We start from the raw sequence: 13,669 nt of genomic DNA on the forward strand, positions 1-13,669 counted from the left end.
GAGCGCGCCGCCGACTGCGGCGAGCGCGAGGTTCCGACGTGACGCGTCCATGGGTCGCCGTTGGGCGACCCCGCACGTGTAGCTTCGGACGCGACAAACGCGCGTTTGAAGCACCGGCCAGCTTCCCGGCCAACACAACGTACAAACCCCGCGCCCACCGACTAGTGGGTATGACCGACGAGCCCCGAGTAGAGATCTACACGAAGACCGACTGTCCGTACTGCGAGAAGGCCAAGGACCTCTTCGACGAGAAGGGCGTCGACTACGTGACGTACAACGTCACGGGCGACGAGGAGCTGTTCGCGGAGATGAAAGAGCGCGCGAACGGCCGCGAGACCGCCCCCGAGGTGTTCATCGACGACGAGCTCATCGGCGGCTGGGACGACACGCACGAACTCGACCAGGCGGGGGAACTCGACGAGAAACTCGGTATCGCCGACGAGAGCGACGACGACGTGGTCGAGCACCGCAAGCTCGTCGTCACGGGCACCGGCATCGCGGCGCTGACCGCGGGCATCTACGCGGCGCGGTCGAACAACGACCCGCTGCTGTTCGAGGGCGACGAGCCCGGCGGCCAGCTCACGCTCACGACCGACGTGGAGAACTACCCGGGCTTCCCGGAGGGCATCTCGGGGCCGGACCTCATCAACAACATGAAAGAGCAGGCCAAGCGGTTCGGCGCGGAGATCGAACACGGCGTCGTCGAGGACGTCGACGACTCCGTGCGCCCGTTCCGCGTGGAGCTCTCGAACGGCGACGTCTACACGGCCGACGCCGTCATCGCGGCCTCCGGCGCGAGCGCGCGCACCCTCGGCATCCCGGGCGAGGACGAGCTCATGGGCTACGGCGTCTCGACGTGTGCGACCTGCGACGGCGCGTTCTTCAAGGGCGAGGACATGGTGGTCGTCGGCGGCGGCGACGCGGCCGCCGAGGAGGCGTCGTTCCTCACGAAGTTCGCGGACACCGTCTACCTCGTCCACCGCCGCGACGAGCTCCGCGCGGAGGACTACTGGCAGGAACGCGTCCAGGAGCACGTCGACGACGGGAACATGGAGGTGCTCTGGAACACGGAGGCCGTCGAGGTCAACGGCACTCCGGAGTCCGGCGTCGACGACGTGACGCTCGTGCGCCACCCCGAGGGCCACCCGACCGCGAAGCTCGACGACGACGAGACCGAGCAGTTCTCGCTGAGCGTCGGCGCGTTCTTCGTCGCCATCGGCCACACGCCGAACACGAGCTACCTCGAGGACACCGACGTCGAACTCGACGACGAGGGGTACATCCGCACCCACGGCGGGAAGGGCGGCGGCCAGACGCTGACGGACGTCGAGGGCATCTTCGGCGCGGGCGACGTCGTCGACTACCACTACCAGCAGGCGGTCACCGCGGCCGGCATGGGCTGCAAGGCCGCGCTGGACGCCGACGAGTACCTCGAGAGCGAGGTGAGCGCGGCCGCCGCGGAGGGCACCGAGGCCGCGCCCGCCGACGACTGAGGAACGCGTCGCGCCCGTATCCACACCCATTTTAGTCGCGGTCCCGTCCCGACGGTATGGACGAAGCCACGTTCACCATCGAGGACCCGGACGGCGACACGAACGAAGTGACCCTACCGACGCGGCTGGTCGAGATGTTCAGCGAGGAGGACGACGAGAGCGAGGCGCAGGTCGTCGGCGACATCGCGCTGATGGCGTTCGCGCAGCGAGCGCACGCCCTGGTCCACCACAGCCAGGAGGAGCCCACGGAAGAGCTGCAGAACGTCGAGGAGGCCGTCCTCGACCAGTTCGAGCAGCGCTTCGGGCAGACGTACGCGGAAGCGACCGGCCACCAGCACTAGTCGCCGCAACCCGCAGTTCGCGTCTCTCGCGGCGACGCACCGAAGTGACGAGCGTTCCACGCCGTTTTCGCGTCGCGTTCGTGACGTAATTTTAAGGTGTCGTGGGTCAGTGGCGGTACCGTGACAGAGTACCACGTATCTCCGGCAGCGAACCAGTGGCAAGTCAAGAAGAAGGGCGGGTCAGTCGTCTCGAACCACCGGAAGAAGCGGCCCGCGCGAGAGCGGGCCCACGAGGAGGCGAGTTCGGGTGACCGAATCGTCGTCCACCGGCAGGACGGCACGATTCAGGAGAGCACGGAGAAGTCGTAGGTCGGACGGCGCCGCGAGCGACTAGCCGGCGACGAGCAGCCCGACGAGGCCGAGCCCGACGCGACGTACGCGAGCGCCGCGAGTCCGTCGAGGAGGCCCCCGAGGAGGGTGAGCTGCACGCCGAACAGCAGGAGCTTCGTCCCGGTGACCGACCGCGGCGCGTCGTCGCCCTTCGAGCGCCGGACGCGCGAGAGCACACCGTCGGCGTCTGTCATACGGCCGGGTTCGACCGCCCGCGAATAGAATCTACCGGACGCCTCTAGCAGTCGTACTGGAGGAGGACGCCGTCGTCGACGCGTTCGACGCCCGTCAAGTCGAGGGGCGGGAAGTCGTCGACGAAGCCGTCGCCGTCGGCGAGCGTCGGGGCGTCGCGGCCGCCGATGATTTTCGGCGCGACGAACACCGAGAGTTCGTCGACGAGGTCGTCGGCGAACAGCGAGAAGATGAGTTCGCCGCCGCCCTCCACCATCAGGTCCTCGACGCCGTGGGCCTCCAGTTGGTCGAGCGCCTCGGGGAGGGCGACGCGGTTCTCGCCGGCGACGACGACGGTCGCGCCGGCCGCCTCGAGGCTCTCGCAGTGTTCGACCGGTTCCTCCTCGGCCACGAGGACGTAGGTCTCCGCGGCGCCGTCGAGCACGCGAGCGTCCGGCGGCGTGCGGGCGTGGGAGTCCGCGACGACGCGAGCGGGCTGGGGGGAGTCGCCGCGCTGCTCGCGGTCGGCGACGAGCGCCGAGTCGTCGACGGTCAGCGAGGGGTCGTCCGCGAGGACGGTGCCGACGCCGACCATCACGGCGTCGACGCTCGCGCGCAGTTCGTCCACGCGGCGGAAGTCCGCCTCGCCGCTGATGGCGACCTGCTCGCGGCGGCGCGTCGAGAGCTTGCCGTCCGCGCTCATCGCGGCGTTGACGACGACGTGCATACCTCCGCTGGCGGTTGCCGCCCTGAAACCGGTTTCGTTGCCGGACGGGCGCGGTCAGGTCGCGCCGTCGGCGGCGTCGCCGGCTCGGCGCCGGGAGACGACGACGAGCGCGACGAGCGCGAGGACGGCGAGGGCGGCCGCGGCGGCGCCGGCGGCCCAGTAGCCGAACAGTTCGCCGGCCGCGTAGAAGTTCGGGAGCAGCAGTCCAGCGAGGAGGAGTCGCTGCCGGCGCTCGATTCTGGCGACGCGGTCCTGGAGGGCGGGGTCGTCCATGTCGCGAGAGGTAACGGCCACCGGGAGTAAAACGATTGCCCCGACCTTGGGGCCGCTTGCGCGCGCACGCTCGCGAACCCTTTTACGGCAGGCTGTCCGAACTGTAGACGCATGAACATCGACGATCACGCCGAGGAGCTCGCCTCCGACCTCGGTGTAGACAAAGCGGAGGTCGAAGAGAACCTGCAGAACCTCGTGGAGTACAGCGTTCCCGTGGAGGAGGCCAAGCGCAGCCTCCGGCGGAAGTACGGCGACGACGCCGGCGGCGACTCGGGCGGCCCCACGGCGGCCGACATCGTGGACGTCGGCCCGGACTCCGGGAACGTCACCGTGACCGCGAAGGTGCTGACGGCGGGCAAGCGCTCGATTCGCTACCAGGGCGACGACCACGTCATCGGCGAGGGCGAACTCGCCGACGCGACCGGGAAGATATCGTACACGGCGTGGGAGGACTTCGGCCTCGAGCCCGGGGACACGGTGACCATCGGGAACGCGAGCGTCCGCGAGTACGAGGGCGAACCCGAACTGAACTTCGGGGAGTCCTCGACCGTGAGCCGAGCCGAGGACGTCGACGTCCCCTACGACGTCGGCGGCGACCGCGACCTCGCGGACCTCTCGCCCGGCGACCGCGGCCGGAACGTCGAGGTGCGCGTCACCGAGGTCGAGGCGCGGACCATCGACGGCCGGGACGGCGAGACCGAGATTCTGAGCGGCGTGCTCGGCGACGAGAGCGCGCGGCTGCCGTTCACGGACTGGAACCCCCACGAGGAACTCGAAGAGGGCGCGTCCGTCCGCCTCGAGGACGTCTACGTCCGCGAGTTCCGCGGCGTGCCGTCGGTGAACGTCTCCGAGTTCTCGACGGTCACCGCGCTCGACGACCCCGTCGAGGTCGGCGGGCCGACCCGGATGACGATTCGGGAGGCCGTCGACCGCGGCGGCGCCTACGACGTCGAACTCGTCGGGAACGTCATCGAGGTCCGGGACGGCTCCGGGCTCATCCAGCGCTGCCCCGAGTGCGGGCGCGTCGTCCAGAAGGGCCAGTGCCGCCAGCACGGCGACGTCGAGGGCGAGGACGACCTGCGCGTGAAGGCGATTCTCGACGACGGCACGGACACCGTGACGGTCATCCTCGACCGCGAGCTCACCGAAGCGGTGTACGGCGGCGACATCGAGGACGCGCGCCAGCAGGCCCGCGACGCGATGGACCAGACCGTCGTCGCGGACACCATCGCGGAGAAGCTCGTCGGCTCGGAGTACACGGTCCGCGGGCACCTCTCCGTGGACGACTACGGCGCGAACCTCGAGACCGTGGAGTTCCGCGAGTCCGCCGACGACCCCGCCGAGCGCGCGCAGGCCTTCCTGCAGGAGGTGGAAGCATGAGTACGTCCGAGGACGAGGAGGTCAACCGCCGGGAGGTCGCCTACCGGCTGTTCGCCGCGGAGTTCGAGGACGCCGACTACTCGTACGCGGAGAGCGACGAGGAGCGCGCGCCGAACTACGTGGTGACGCCGACGGGAGCGCGCGTCAACCGCGTGTTCGTCGTGGGCGTGCTCACGGAGGTCGAGCAGGTCAGCGAGGACGTCGTTCGGGCGCGGGTCGTCGACCCGACGGGCGCGTTCGTCGTCTACGCCGGCCAGTACCAGCCAGAGGCGCTGGCGGCGCTGGAAGCCGCGGAGACGCCGTCGTTCGTCGCGGTGACGGGGAAGGCACGGACGTTCCAGCCGGAGGACGCGGACGTCGTCTACACGTCGATTCGCCCGGAGGAGGTCAGCGAGGTCGACGCCGAGACCCGCGACCGCTGGGTTGTGTCGACGGCCGAGCAGACCGTCGACCGCGTGGCGACGATGGCGGCCGCCCACGAGCGCGTCGAGCGCGGCGAGAACCTCCGCGAGCTCCTGGAGGACGCGGGCGTCCAGCCCGGGCTCGCGGCCGGCATCCCGCTCGCGCTGGACCACTACGGCACGACGCCCGCGTACCTCGACGCGGTGCGCGAACTCGCGCTGGACGCGGCGCGCGTCGTCGCCGGCGAGCGCGACGAAGCCGGCGACCTCTCGCTCGCGCCGAGCGACGAGGGCGACGCGGACCTCGAGTTCGCTGCCGACCTCGGCGTCGAGAGCGAGCCGGCCACGGAGCCGGAAGCCGAGGGGTTCGGCGCCGAGCAGCCCGACTCGCCGGGCGCCAGCGACGAGGAGCTGACCGAACCGGAAGCGGAGGGCTTCGACGGCGAAGCGGCGGACGCCGAGCCGCCCGAGACTGAGGACGAATCGGAGACGGAACCCGAATCGGACGTCGAACCCGAGCCCGAAGCGGAAACCGAGACCGAGTCCGACGTCGAACCCGAGAGCGAGCCCGAAGCGGAAACCGAACCCGAGCCTGGGTCGGAAGCGGAGACCGGTCCGGCTGCCGAGACGCCGGAGCCCGAGGAGGTCGCCGCGGAGGCCGCGCCCGAGGAGGGCGAGGCGGCCGCTGACGGCGAGATGTACGAGCTCTCCGAGGAGGAGCGCCAGGAGGTCAAGGAGAACTACGACGTCGGCTTCTCCACGGGCACCGAGGTCCCGGACGCGGGCGAGGCGGACATCGACGCGCCGGAGCCCGACGAAGCGGACGGCGAGGACCTCGGGGACTTCGACGCCGACGACGAGGCCTTCGACGAGTCGCAGGACGAGGACGCCGACGACCGCGACGACTTCACCGAGGACTCGTACGACGAGTCGGCGTCCGACAGCGAGGACTCGGAGGCGGCCTCCATGGAGTTGGACCTCGAGGACTACGTCGTGGAGCTGATGGACGAGCTCGACGACGGCGACGGCGCGCTCCGCGAGAACGTGGTCGCGACGGCGGCCGACGAGCGGGACGCCGACGAGGGCGAGGTCGAGGACGCCATCCAGGAGGCGCTGATGAGCGGGCGCTGCTACGAGTCCGGCGACGACCACCTGAAAGCCATCTAGATGGCGCTGGTCGAACCGGTCCCCGGCGAGCCCGCCGCGGTCGCGGACCTCGACGGAGAACGGGCGCTCGTGGTCGCGGACTACCACGCGGGCATCGAGGTGTCGCTGCGCCGCGAGGGGCTGGAGGTCCAGAGCCGGGCGGGAGCGCGTCGCGAGCGCGTGCGGGAGTTGCTCGACCGGACCGGTACCGAACGCGTCGTCTTCCTCGGTGACCTCGGGCACGCCATCGGCACGCCGGAGGGCGCCGAGCACGAGGAACTCGAGGCTCTGTTCGACGCGCTCGACGTCCCGGTGACGCTCGTCGTGGGGAACCACGACGGCGGTCTCGCCGACGAGTTCGACGTCGACGCGACGCCGCCGGAGGGTGCGCGCATCGGCGACGTCGGGTTCGCGCACGGCCACACGTGGCCCGCGTCCGAGGTGCTGGAAGCCGAGACTGTCTGCGTCGGCCACGAACACCCGAGCGTGCGGCTGGAAGACGAGGTCGGCGGGACGCGCGTCGAGCGAGCGTGGCTGCGCGGCCCGCTCGCGGCCGAGCCGTTCGAAGAACACCACGGGGAGCCCGTCGACGCGCACGGCGACCTCGCGGTGTTCCCGGCGTTCAACGACCTCTCCGGCGGGACGTGGGTGAACGTCGAGGGGCAGGAGTTCCTCGCGCCGTTCCTCCCGGAAGCGTGCCCGGACGCCGAACTCTACTTGCTGGACGGCACGCGGCTCGGCCGGTATCGGGACGTCTGAGCGGCCACAGAATTTTTGTCGAATCGCGAGTCTAGTGCCGCGTGAGCCATGAAGGGGCTCGTACTCGCGACCCACGGCTTCGAGGACAGCGAGTTCAGCTATCCCTTCTACCGCCTCCGCGAGTCCGGGTGGGACGTCGACGTCGCCACGCCGGACGGCGAACCCGTGGAAGGCGAGCACGGCTACGAGTTCGACGGCGACGTCGCTATCGACGAGGAGGCGCCGTCGTGGTTCGCCGACGAGTACGACCTCCTCGTGATTCCGGGGGGCGGCTCGCCGGAAGCGCTCCGCACGGAGGCGCCGGCGGCCGCGGACGTCGTCGCGGAGTTCGACGACCGCGACCAGCCGATTGCGGCCATCTGCCACGGCGCCCAGCTCCTCGTCAGCGCGGACGTGCTGGAGGGGCGTCGCGCCACCGGCTACTGGTCGCTGGAGGTCGACGTGGAGAACGCGGGCGCGGAGTACGTCGACGAGGCCGTCGTCGTCGACGACAACCTCGTGACCTCGCGGGTGCCCGACGACCTCCCGGCGTTCATGGACGCGACGCTGCGGCTCGTGGACGCCGACCCCGAGGCGGAGCCCGCGGCAGCAAAGGCGTAAGCACCACCGACCGATTTTCTTCGCCGGCAGTCGCCGAGTAGGGGCAGACGCGTCGCCCGGCAACGTGCTTATTCGGGTTGCGGCCGTACGTTTGGCGGATGAGTGAGACGCGGGGGATGGACGCGTTCGCCCACCTCGGCAGCGAGGTCCGGGCGGCGCTCTCCGAGCGCGGGTTCTCGACGCCGACGGAGCCGCAGCGCCGCGCGATTCCCGCGCTCGCGGACGGCCGGAACGGCCTCGTGGTCGCGCCCACGGGCACCGGGAAGACGGAGACGGCGATGCTCCCGGTGTTGAACAGCATCGTCGAGGCGGGCGCGCCCGAGGGGTTCGCGGCGCTGTACGTGACGCCGCTGCGCGCGCTGAACCGCGACATGCGCGAGCGCCTCGACTGGTGGGGGGAGACGCTCGGCCTCGACGTGGACGTCCGGCACGGCGACACGACGCAGTACCAGCGCGGGAAGCAGGCCGACGACCCGCCGGACGTGCTCGTGACGACGCCCGAGACGCTGCAGGCGATGCTCACCGGGGAGAAGCTCCGGGACGGCCTCGCGGACGTGCGCCACGTCGTCGTCGACGAGGTCCACGAGCTCGCGGGCGCGAAGCGCGGCGCCCAGCTCTCCATCGGGCTCGAGCGCCTCGTCGAGCTCGCGGGGGACTTCCAGCGCATCGGCCTGTCGGCGACGGTCGGCGACCCGAGCGAAGTGGGCGCGTTCCTGACGGGCGGGCGCGGCTGCGAGGTCATCGAGGTCGACGTCACCTCGAAGGTGGAGTTCACGGTGCGCGAGCCGGAGGTCACCGAGCGCGACGAGCGGCTGAGCAACGAGCTGCTGACGTCGCCGTCGATGGCGAGCCACGTGCGCGCCATCCGGGAGATCGTCGACGACCACGACTCCACGCTGATATTCGTGAACACGCGCCAGACCGCGGAGGCGCTCGGCTCGCGGTTCAAGGAGCTCGACGCGAACATCGGCGTCCACCACGGGTCGCTGTCGAAGGACGCCCGCATCGAGGTCGAGGACCAGTTCAAGGCCGGCGAGCTCGACGGCCTGCTCTGCACGTCGTCGATGGAGCTCGGCATCGACGTCGGCCGCATCGACCACGTGGTGCAGTACTCCTCGCCGCGGGAGGTCGCGCGCCTGCTCCAGCGGGTCGGGCGCGCGGGCCACCGGCGCGACGAGGTCAGCCACGGCACCGTCATCACGGGCAGTCCGGACGACACGTTCGAGGCGCTGGCCATCGCGCGGCGCGCCGGCGAGGGCGACGTGGAGGTCACCCAGATACACCACGGGAGCCTCGACACGGTGGCGAACCAGATCGTCGGCGTGGTGATGGACTTCGGGGAGACCAGCGCCCGCCACGCCTACCAGGTCGTCACGCGGGCGTACCCGTTCCACGACCTCGACGAGGCGACGTTCCGCGAGGTCGCGATGGAGCTGCACAACAACCGCGTGGTCTACGTCGACGAGGACGACGACACCATCTCGAAGTCCGGCGGGACGTGGCAGTACTACTACGCGAACCTCTCGATGATTCCCGACGAGGAGACGTACGCCGTCTACGACATGGCCGGGGGTCGGCAGGTCGGGACGCTGGACGAGCGCTTCGTCGTGAACTTCGCCGAACCCGGCGCGACGTTCGTCCAGCGCGGGGAGATGTGGCGCATCACGAACATCGACGAGGAGGAAGAGGAGGTCAACGTCTCCCCCATCGAGGACCCCGCCGGCGAGGTGCCGTCGTGGACGGGCCAGGAGATTCCCGTGGCCTACGAGGTCGCCCAGGAGGTCGGCGAGATGCGCGAGGTCGCCGCCGACCAGTTCGCCGCGGGCGCGACCCGGGACGGGGTGGCCCGCGAGTTCACGACGCGGTACCCGACCGACGAGTACACCGCGGGCGAGGCGCTCGAACAGGTCGAGTCACACGTCGATGGCGGGAACGCCGTCCCCAGCGACGACCGCGTCCTCGTCGAACAGGAGGGGCGGACCATCGTCGTGAACGCGGCGCTCGGCCACGAGGCCAACGAGACGCTCGGCCGGCTGCTGTCCGCGCTGCTCGGCCAGCGCACCGGCTCCTCGGTGGGGCTGGACGTCGGCCCCTACCGCGTGGAGTTGGACGTCCCGGCCAGAATCAGCGCGAACGACGTCGTGGACCTGCTGCGGGGGACCGACCCCGAGCACGTCGAGCCGCTGCTGGAGCTGAGCCTCAAGCAGTCGGAGACGCTGAAGTTCACGCTCGCACAGGTCGCCGCGAAGTTCGGCGCGCTCAAACGCTGGAAAGGCCGGGACGGCGTCGGTCTCTCACGCCTGCTCGGCGCCCTCGAGGACACGCCGGTCTACGACGAGGCCGTCCGCGAGGTGTTCCACACGGACCTCGACGTCGAGCGCGCGAGCGAGGTGCTGGACGCGATTCAGGCCGGCGACCTCGAGGTCGCCATCGTCGGCGAGCGCACCACCATCGGCGTCGGCGGGCGGTCGTCGGGCACGGAACTGCTCACGCCGGAGAACGCGGACGCCAGCGTCGTACAGGCCGTCAGAGACCGCATCCAGGACGACCGCGTGAAGCTGTTCTGCACGCACTGCCGGGACTGGGAGCACGAGACGAAGGTCCGCCGGGTCAGCGACCAGCCCGAGTGCCCGCACTGCGGGTCGACGCGGGTGGCGGCGCTGTCGCCGTGGGCCGAGGACGCGGTGAAAGCCGTGCGCGCCGACGACAAGGACGACGAACAGGAGGACCGGACGGAGCGCGTGTTCCGGAACGCGAGCCTCGTCCAGAGCCACGGGAAGAAAGCAGTCATCGCGCTGTCCGCGCGCGGGGTCGGCCCGCGGAACGCCGCCCGCGTCATCAACCGCCACCGCGAGGACGAGGCCGACTTCTACCGGGACATCCTCGAGCGCGAGCGGGAGTACGCCCGCACGAAGGCGTTCTGGTAGTCAGAGGTCGCGGAACGCCGCTTCGAGGCCGTCGTCGTCCATCTCGTCGACCGCGGCGTCCAGTTCCTCGGAGAGCTCGTCGCGTCGCTCGCAGAGCTGCTGGTACGTCTCGTTGTCCGAGAGCTCCGACGCGCGCTTCTCGTCCTCGAGGGCCCCGATCTTCCGCGAGACCGAGAAGAACTGCCGGGAGCGGTCGTCGAACGACGACAGGTCGAGGAGCTGGTCGACGGTCTCCCGGATCTCGGACTGGTCGACGGGCTTCGTGAGGTACGTGTCGAAGGACATCTCCGCGATGTCGAAGTCCGGGTCGACCGCGGTCACCATCGCAACCCGGCAGTCGAGGCCGCGCTCCCGGAGGCGTTCGAGCACGTCGTCGCCGGAGCGGTCCGGCATGTGGCGGTCGAGGAGGACGACGTCGACATCCTCGTCGGCCTCCTCGAGCGCTCGCTCCCCGTTCGTCGCGGTGCGGACCTCGTAGTCGTCGGGGAGCCAGAGCGCGTACGCCTCCGCGACGTTCGCCTCGTCGTCCACGACGAGCACGACCGGCGCGTCGTGGTCGAGGCTCCCGTCGGCGGCGCTGTCAGTAGACATCTCTCGGCACCTCGTTCGACGCGGCGGTACTTGGATGTAGGGGAACCCGAGCGAACGACGCGCACAGGGTGTCAACGCCCCGAACGGTCATTCGTCGTCCGCCCCCAAGCGAACGCCGGCGAACTCGAAGCGCGCGCCGCCCGCCTCGCTCTCCGCCACGGTCACCTCCCAGCCGTGCGCGTCGGCGATGCTCTCGACGATGTTCAGCCCGAAGCCCGTGCCGCCGTCGTCCGTGGTGAACCCGTAGTCGAAGACGTCCTCGCGGTCCTCGGCGGGGATGCCCGGCCCGTCGTCTTCGACGTAGAAGCCGTCGTCGGCAGGCAGCGGCCCGACCTCGACGGTGACGCAGTCGCCGCCGTGGTGGACGGCGTTCCCGAGGAGGTTCTCGAACAGCGACCGCAGGCGCTCGCGGTCGGCCTGCACGACGCCGACGTCCTCGACGGACAGCGTCGCGTCCCCGCTGCCGACGGTTTGCCACGCTTCCTCGGCGACCGCTCTCGGTGAGACCGGCTCCGGTTCGCCGACCGTCTGGCCCTGCTTCGTGAGCGTCAGCACGTCCTCGATGAGTTCGCCCATGCGGTCGTGGACGCGCTCGAGTTCGTCGAGGTACTCCGTCGGGTCGTCGGCGTTCTTCGCGAGCGCGACCTGCGCGCGGGCCGTGTTCAGCGGGTCCCGCAGGTCGTGGCTGAGGATGCCCGCGAACCGCTCCAGTTGCTCGTTCTGGCGTTCGAGCTTGCGCTCGCGCTCCACGCGGTCCGTCACATCCCGCATGATGCCCGAGAACACGCGCTTGCCGTCGTACCGGTGTTCCTCGAACGTGATCGAGAGCTGGACCTCGTGGCCGTCCTTGTGCTCGCCCGGCAGTTCGACGTCGTTCCAGTCGAGGGTGCGCTCGCCGGTCTCGACGTACTCCGCGATGGCGGCGTGGTGGGCCGCCTGGAAGCGCTCGGGCATCACCACGGTCAGCGGCTCGCCGACGAGCTCCGCCGGCTCGTAGCCGAACACGCGTTCGACCGACCGGTTCGCGAACAGAATCGTGCTGTCCGCGTCGATGCTGATGATGGCGTCCGAGCCGTGCTCGACGAGCGTCCGGAAGAACGACTCGTCGTCGACGACCCCCGCTGGTTCGACGTCAGTGCTCATCGCAGTACTGGCCGGACGAACGGCGACCAGCCGGATTACTCTGGCGGCGCTGCCAACCCACACCGCAACGCGTTCCACGCGCGACCTCCCACAGTCGGCCATGAGCGAGGACACGCGCTACCTGCTGTGGCCGGATGGACTGCGACCGCCGGACGTCGACGTGCCGGACGGGTACGCGCTCCGCACGAGCAAACTGACCGGCCGCGACCGCGAGGCCGTCGACGCGCTACTCGACGGTGGCGGCCAGCGCAACGGCGTCGAGGCGTTCCGCGACCGCGTGCTTCCGAAAGGCTCGTTCGTCGCGGTCGAACGCGCGACCAACGCCGTCGTCGGGACGTGTTCGGCGCTCCACGACCCGAACGCCGGCGACCACCGCTTCCCGTTCGGCGGCGCGCTCGCGGGCCTCGTCGTCGATCCCGCGCACCGACGGGAGGGACTCGGCCGTGCGCTCGCCGCCGCAGCCACCCGGCGGCTGCTGGACGCGGGCTACGACAGCGTGCGCGTCGGCGTCGACGCGGACCGAAAACCGGCGCTCGTGCTCGCACTGAACGCCGGCTACGCGCCCTGCGTCCTCGAGGACGGCGACGTGGGTCGGTGGCGGGACGTCTTCGACCGCCTCGGCCTGCCGTTCGACCCCGACCGCTGTCTGCGCCCGTAGACGGCGACCGAGTCCGCGACTCGTCGCCAGATCCGTCGTCCCGGCGGGGGCAACGGTTTTTAGCTCGGCCGACGGAGATTCCCCCATGGTCGAGGAGACTCAGCGCGACGACATGCTCTGGTACCGCTGCGAAGAGTGCGGGTTGATGTTCGACGATCAGAGGGACGCCGAACAGCACGAACAGAACTGCGACGCCGAGGACCCCTCGTACCTCCAGTAGCCGGCGGTCGGAGCGCTACTCCTCGCTCTCGGCGGCGAACAGCTCGAACGACCGCTCGCCGAGCTCGTCCTCCTCGAAGACGAACACGCGGCCGCGGGCCTCCTCCGGGTCGGCCTCGACTTCCGTCGCGTAGCCGTCCGCGCGCACCGTCACGCCCGGGAACAGCTCCTCCTCCTCGCCGGGGTCGAGGAGCACGCGCCCGACGCCCGTGGACTCCAGAATCTCGTCGTGGGTCTTCAGGTCGTTCACGTAGACGAGGACGCCCTCGGTCTCCGTCGGGTCCGTGACGAGGACGTGGACGTCCTTGCCCGGCCGGCACCGCACCGTCCCGTTGACCTTCTCCGGGACGCCGTTGTAGAACGTGCGGCGGCCGTCCGTGTACTCGACGTAGACGCCCTCCTCCTCGAGGTCGACGCCGAGAGTGCTCGGCGCGATGTCGTTGCGGGCGCTCATGGCCGTGGATTGCGGGCGGGAGAGGAAAAGCCCGCCGTTTGCGTGGTGCGCCACCA

16 protein-coding genes are annotated in these 13,669 nt (G+C 70.5%); 10 read left to right on the forward strand and 6 right to left on the reverse strand.

Going from position 1 to position 13,669, the window contains the following annotated elements:
* Positions 1-170: 170 nt before the first annotated feature.
* From GJ634_RS05940 to GJ634_RS16620, 3 genes are all read left to right on the forward strand, one after another.
* Positions 171-1,493, forward strand: coding sequence for an FAD-dependent oxidoreductase (locus GJ634_RS05940; RefSeq protein ID WP_157501126.1), 1,323 nt, complete (start codon positions 171-173; stop codon positions 1,491-1,493).
* Positions 1,494-1,549: 56 nt separating this feature from the next.
* Positions 1,550-1,834 (forward strand): hypothetical protein, encoded by a 285-nt coding sequence (locus tag GJ634_RS05945; protein WP_157501128.1) that lies wholly within the window; start codon positions 1,550-1,552, stop codon positions 1,832-1,834.
* A 120-nt stretch (positions 1,835-1,954) separates the two neighbouring features.
* Positions 1,955-2,143 carry a DUF2188 domain-containing protein gene (locus tag GJ634_RS16620; protein WP_157501130.1) on the forward strand — a complete coding sequence of 63 codons (189 nt, stop codon included), beginning with the start codon at positions 1,955-1,957 and terminating at the stop codon, positions 2,141-2,143.
* Here the strand turns inward: GJ634_RS16620 and GJ634_RS05955 are convergent.
* The 3 genes from GJ634_RS05955 to GJ634_RS05965 are packed head-to-tail and all read right to left on the reverse strand — an operon-like array spanning position 2,119 to position 3,335.
* Positions 2,119-2,358, reverse strand: a complete 240-nt coding sequence (locus GJ634_RS05955; RefSeq protein WP_157501132.1) for a hypothetical protein — start codon at positions 2,356-2,358, stop codon at positions 2,119-2,121. The genes GJ634_RS16620 and GJ634_RS05955 overlap by 25 nt on opposite strands.
* Before the next feature lie 44 nt (positions 2,359-2,402).
* Entirely contained in the window at positions 2,403-3,062 is a 660-nt protein-coding gene (locus GJ634_RS05960; RefSeq protein WP_157501134.1) for a 2,5-diamino-6-(ribosylamino)-4(3H)-pyrimidinone 5'-phosphate reductase, read from the reverse strand.
* Positions 3,063-3,116: 54 nt separating this feature from the next.
* A complete protein-coding gene (locus GJ634_RS05965) occupies positions 3,117-3,335 on the reverse strand; it encodes a hypothetical protein (RefSeq protein ID WP_157501136.1) in 219 nt (72 codons plus the stop codon).
* 111 nt (positions 3,336-3,446) lie between these two features.
* Here GJ634_RS05965 and GJ634_RS05970 point away from each other — a divergent pair, with 111 nt between their 5' ends.
* The 5 genes from GJ634_RS05970 to GJ634_RS05990 all read left to right on the forward strand — a co-directional run bounded on the left by GJ634_RS05970 (position 3,447) and on the right by GJ634_RS05990 (position 10,548).
* The gene (locus GJ634_RS05970) at positions 3,447-4,715 is read left to right on the forward strand and encodes a Single-stranded DNA binding protein (RefSeq protein WP_157501138.1); all 1,269 of its coding nucleotides are present in this window, start codon (positions 3,447-3,449) and stop codon (positions 4,713-4,715) included.
* Positions 4,712-6,283 (forward strand): hypothetical protein, encoded by a 1,572-nt coding sequence (locus GJ634_RS05975; protein ID WP_157501140.1) that lies wholly within the window; start codon positions 4,712-4,714, stop codon positions 6,281-6,283. Before GJ634_RS05970 ends, GJ634_RS05975 begins: the two co-directional genes overlap by 4 nt.
* On the forward strand, positions 6,284-7,021 hold the full coding sequence (locus GJ634_RS05980) for a metallophosphoesterase (protein ID WP_157501142.1): 738 nt from the start codon (positions 6,284-6,286) through the stop codon (positions 7,019-7,021).
* 48 nt (positions 7,022-7,069) lie between these two features.
* Positions 7,070-7,621 carry a type 1 glutamine amidotransferase domain-containing protein gene (locus tag GJ634_RS05985; RefSeq protein WP_157501144.1) on the forward strand — a complete coding sequence of 184 codons (552 nt, stop codon included), beginning with the start codon at positions 7,070-7,072 and terminating at the stop codon, positions 7,619-7,621.
* A gap of 98 nt (positions 7,622-7,719) precedes the next feature.
* Positions 7,720-10,548 (forward strand): DEAD/DEAH box helicase, encoded by a 2,829-nt coding sequence (locus tag GJ634_RS05990; RefSeq protein WP_157501146.1) that lies wholly within the window; start codon positions 7,720-7,722, stop codon positions 10,546-10,548.
* On the opposite strand, the gene GJ634_RS05995 is transcribed toward GJ634_RS05990, so the two are convergent.
* Positions 10,549-11,139, reverse strand: a complete 591-nt coding sequence (locus tag GJ634_RS05995) for a response regulator (protein ID WP_157501148.1) — start codon at positions 11,137-11,139, stop codon at positions 10,549-10,551.
* A gap of 87 nt (positions 11,140-11,226) precedes the next feature.
* Positions 11,227-12,282 (reverse strand): nitrogen regulation protein NR(II), encoded by a 1,056-nt coding sequence (locus tag GJ634_RS06000; protein ID WP_157501150.1) that lies wholly within the window; start codon positions 12,280-12,282, stop codon positions 11,227-11,229.
* Positions 12,283-12,382: 100 nt separating this feature from the next.
* On the opposite strand from GJ634_RS06000, the gene GJ634_RS06005 reads away from it, so the two are divergent.
* Together GJ634_RS06005 and GJ634_RS16425 are read left to right on the forward strand one after the other, a co-directional pair.
* Positions 12,383-12,940 (forward strand): GNAT family N-acetyltransferase, encoded by a 558-nt coding sequence (locus GJ634_RS06005; RefSeq protein ID WP_157501153.1) that lies wholly within the window; start codon positions 12,383-12,385, stop codon positions 12,938-12,940.
* An 85-nt stretch (positions 12,941-13,025) separates the two neighbouring features.
* A complete protein-coding gene (locus GJ634_RS16425) occupies positions 13,026-13,160 on the forward strand; it encodes a hypothetical protein (RefSeq protein ID WP_269449520.1) in 135 nt (44 codons plus the stop codon).
* A gap of 15 nt (positions 13,161-13,175) precedes the next feature.
* On the opposite strand, the gene GJ634_RS06010 is transcribed toward GJ634_RS16425, so the two are convergent.
* The gene (locus GJ634_RS06010) at positions 13,176-13,613 is read right to left on the reverse strand and encodes a DUF5796 family protein (RefSeq protein WP_157501156.1); all 438 of its coding nucleotides are present in this window, start codon (positions 13,611-13,613) and stop codon (positions 13,176-13,178) included.
* Between the last annotated feature and the right edge of the window lie 56 nt (positions 13,614-13,669).

This window comes from Halobacterium sp. CBA1126 (genome assembly GCF_009741975.1).
Lineage (GTDB): Archaea > Halobacteriota > Halobacteria > Halobacteriales > Halobacteriaceae > Halobacterium.

Bases quoted from the DNA above. Each gene is read 5' to 3' on its own strand.
- GJ634_RS05940 (WP_157501126.1), top strand. From the start codon at position 171: ATGACCGACGAGCCCCGAGTAGAGATCTACACGAAGACCGACTGTCCG.
- GJ634_RS05945 (WP_157501128.1), top strand. From the start codon at position 1,550: ATGGACGAAGCCACGTTCACCATCGAGGACCCGGACGGCGACACGAAC.
- GJ634_RS05955 (WP_157501132.1), bottom strand. From the start codon at position 2,358: ATGACAGACGCCGACGGTGTGCTCTCGCGCGTCCGGCGCTCGAAGGGC.
- GJ634_RS05960 (WP_157501134.1), bottom strand. From the start codon at position 3,062: ATGCACGTCGTCGTCAACGCCGCGATGAGCGCGGACGGCAAGCTCTCG.
- GJ634_RS05965 (WP_157501136.1), bottom strand. From the start codon at position 3,335: ATGGACGACCCCGCCCTCCAGGACCGCGTCGCCAGAATCGAGCGCCGG.
- GJ634_RS05970 (WP_157501138.1), top strand. From the start codon at position 3,447: ATGAACATCGACGATCACGCCGAGGAGCTCGCCTCCGACCTCGGTGTA.
- GJ634_RS05975 (WP_157501140.1), top strand. From the start codon at position 4,712: ATGAGTACGTCCGAGGACGAGGAGGTCAACCGCCGGGAGGTCGCCTAC.
- GJ634_RS05980 (WP_157501142.1), top strand. From the start codon at position 6,284: ATGGCGCTGGTCGAACCGGTCCCCGGCGAGCCCGCCGCGGTCGCGGAC.
- GJ634_RS05985 (WP_157501144.1), top strand. From the start codon at position 7,070: ATGAAGGGGCTCGTACTCGCGACCCACGGCTTCGAGGACAGCGAGTTC.
- GJ634_RS05990 (WP_157501146.1), top strand. From the start codon at position 7,720: ATGAGTGAGACGCGGGGGATGGACGCGTTCGCCCACCTCGGCAGCGAG.
- GJ634_RS05995 (WP_157501148.1), bottom strand. From the start codon at position 11,139: ATGTCTACTGACAGCGCCGCCGACGGGAGCCTCGACCACGACGCGCCG.
- GJ634_RS06000 (WP_157501150.1), bottom strand. From the start codon at position 12,282: ATGAGCACTGACGTCGAACCAGCGGGGGTCGTCGACGACGAGTCGTTC.
- GJ634_RS06005 (WP_157501153.1), top strand. From the start codon at position 12,383: ATGAGCGAGGACACGCGCTACCTGCTGTGGCCGGATGGACTGCGACCG.
- GJ634_RS16425 (WP_269449520.1), top strand. From the start codon at position 13,026: ATGGTCGAGGAGACTCAGCGCGACGACATGCTCTGGTACCGCTGCGAA.
- GJ634_RS06010 (WP_157501156.1), bottom strand. From the start codon at position 13,613: ATGAGCGCCCGCAACGACATCGCGCCGAGCACTCTCGGCGTCGACCTC.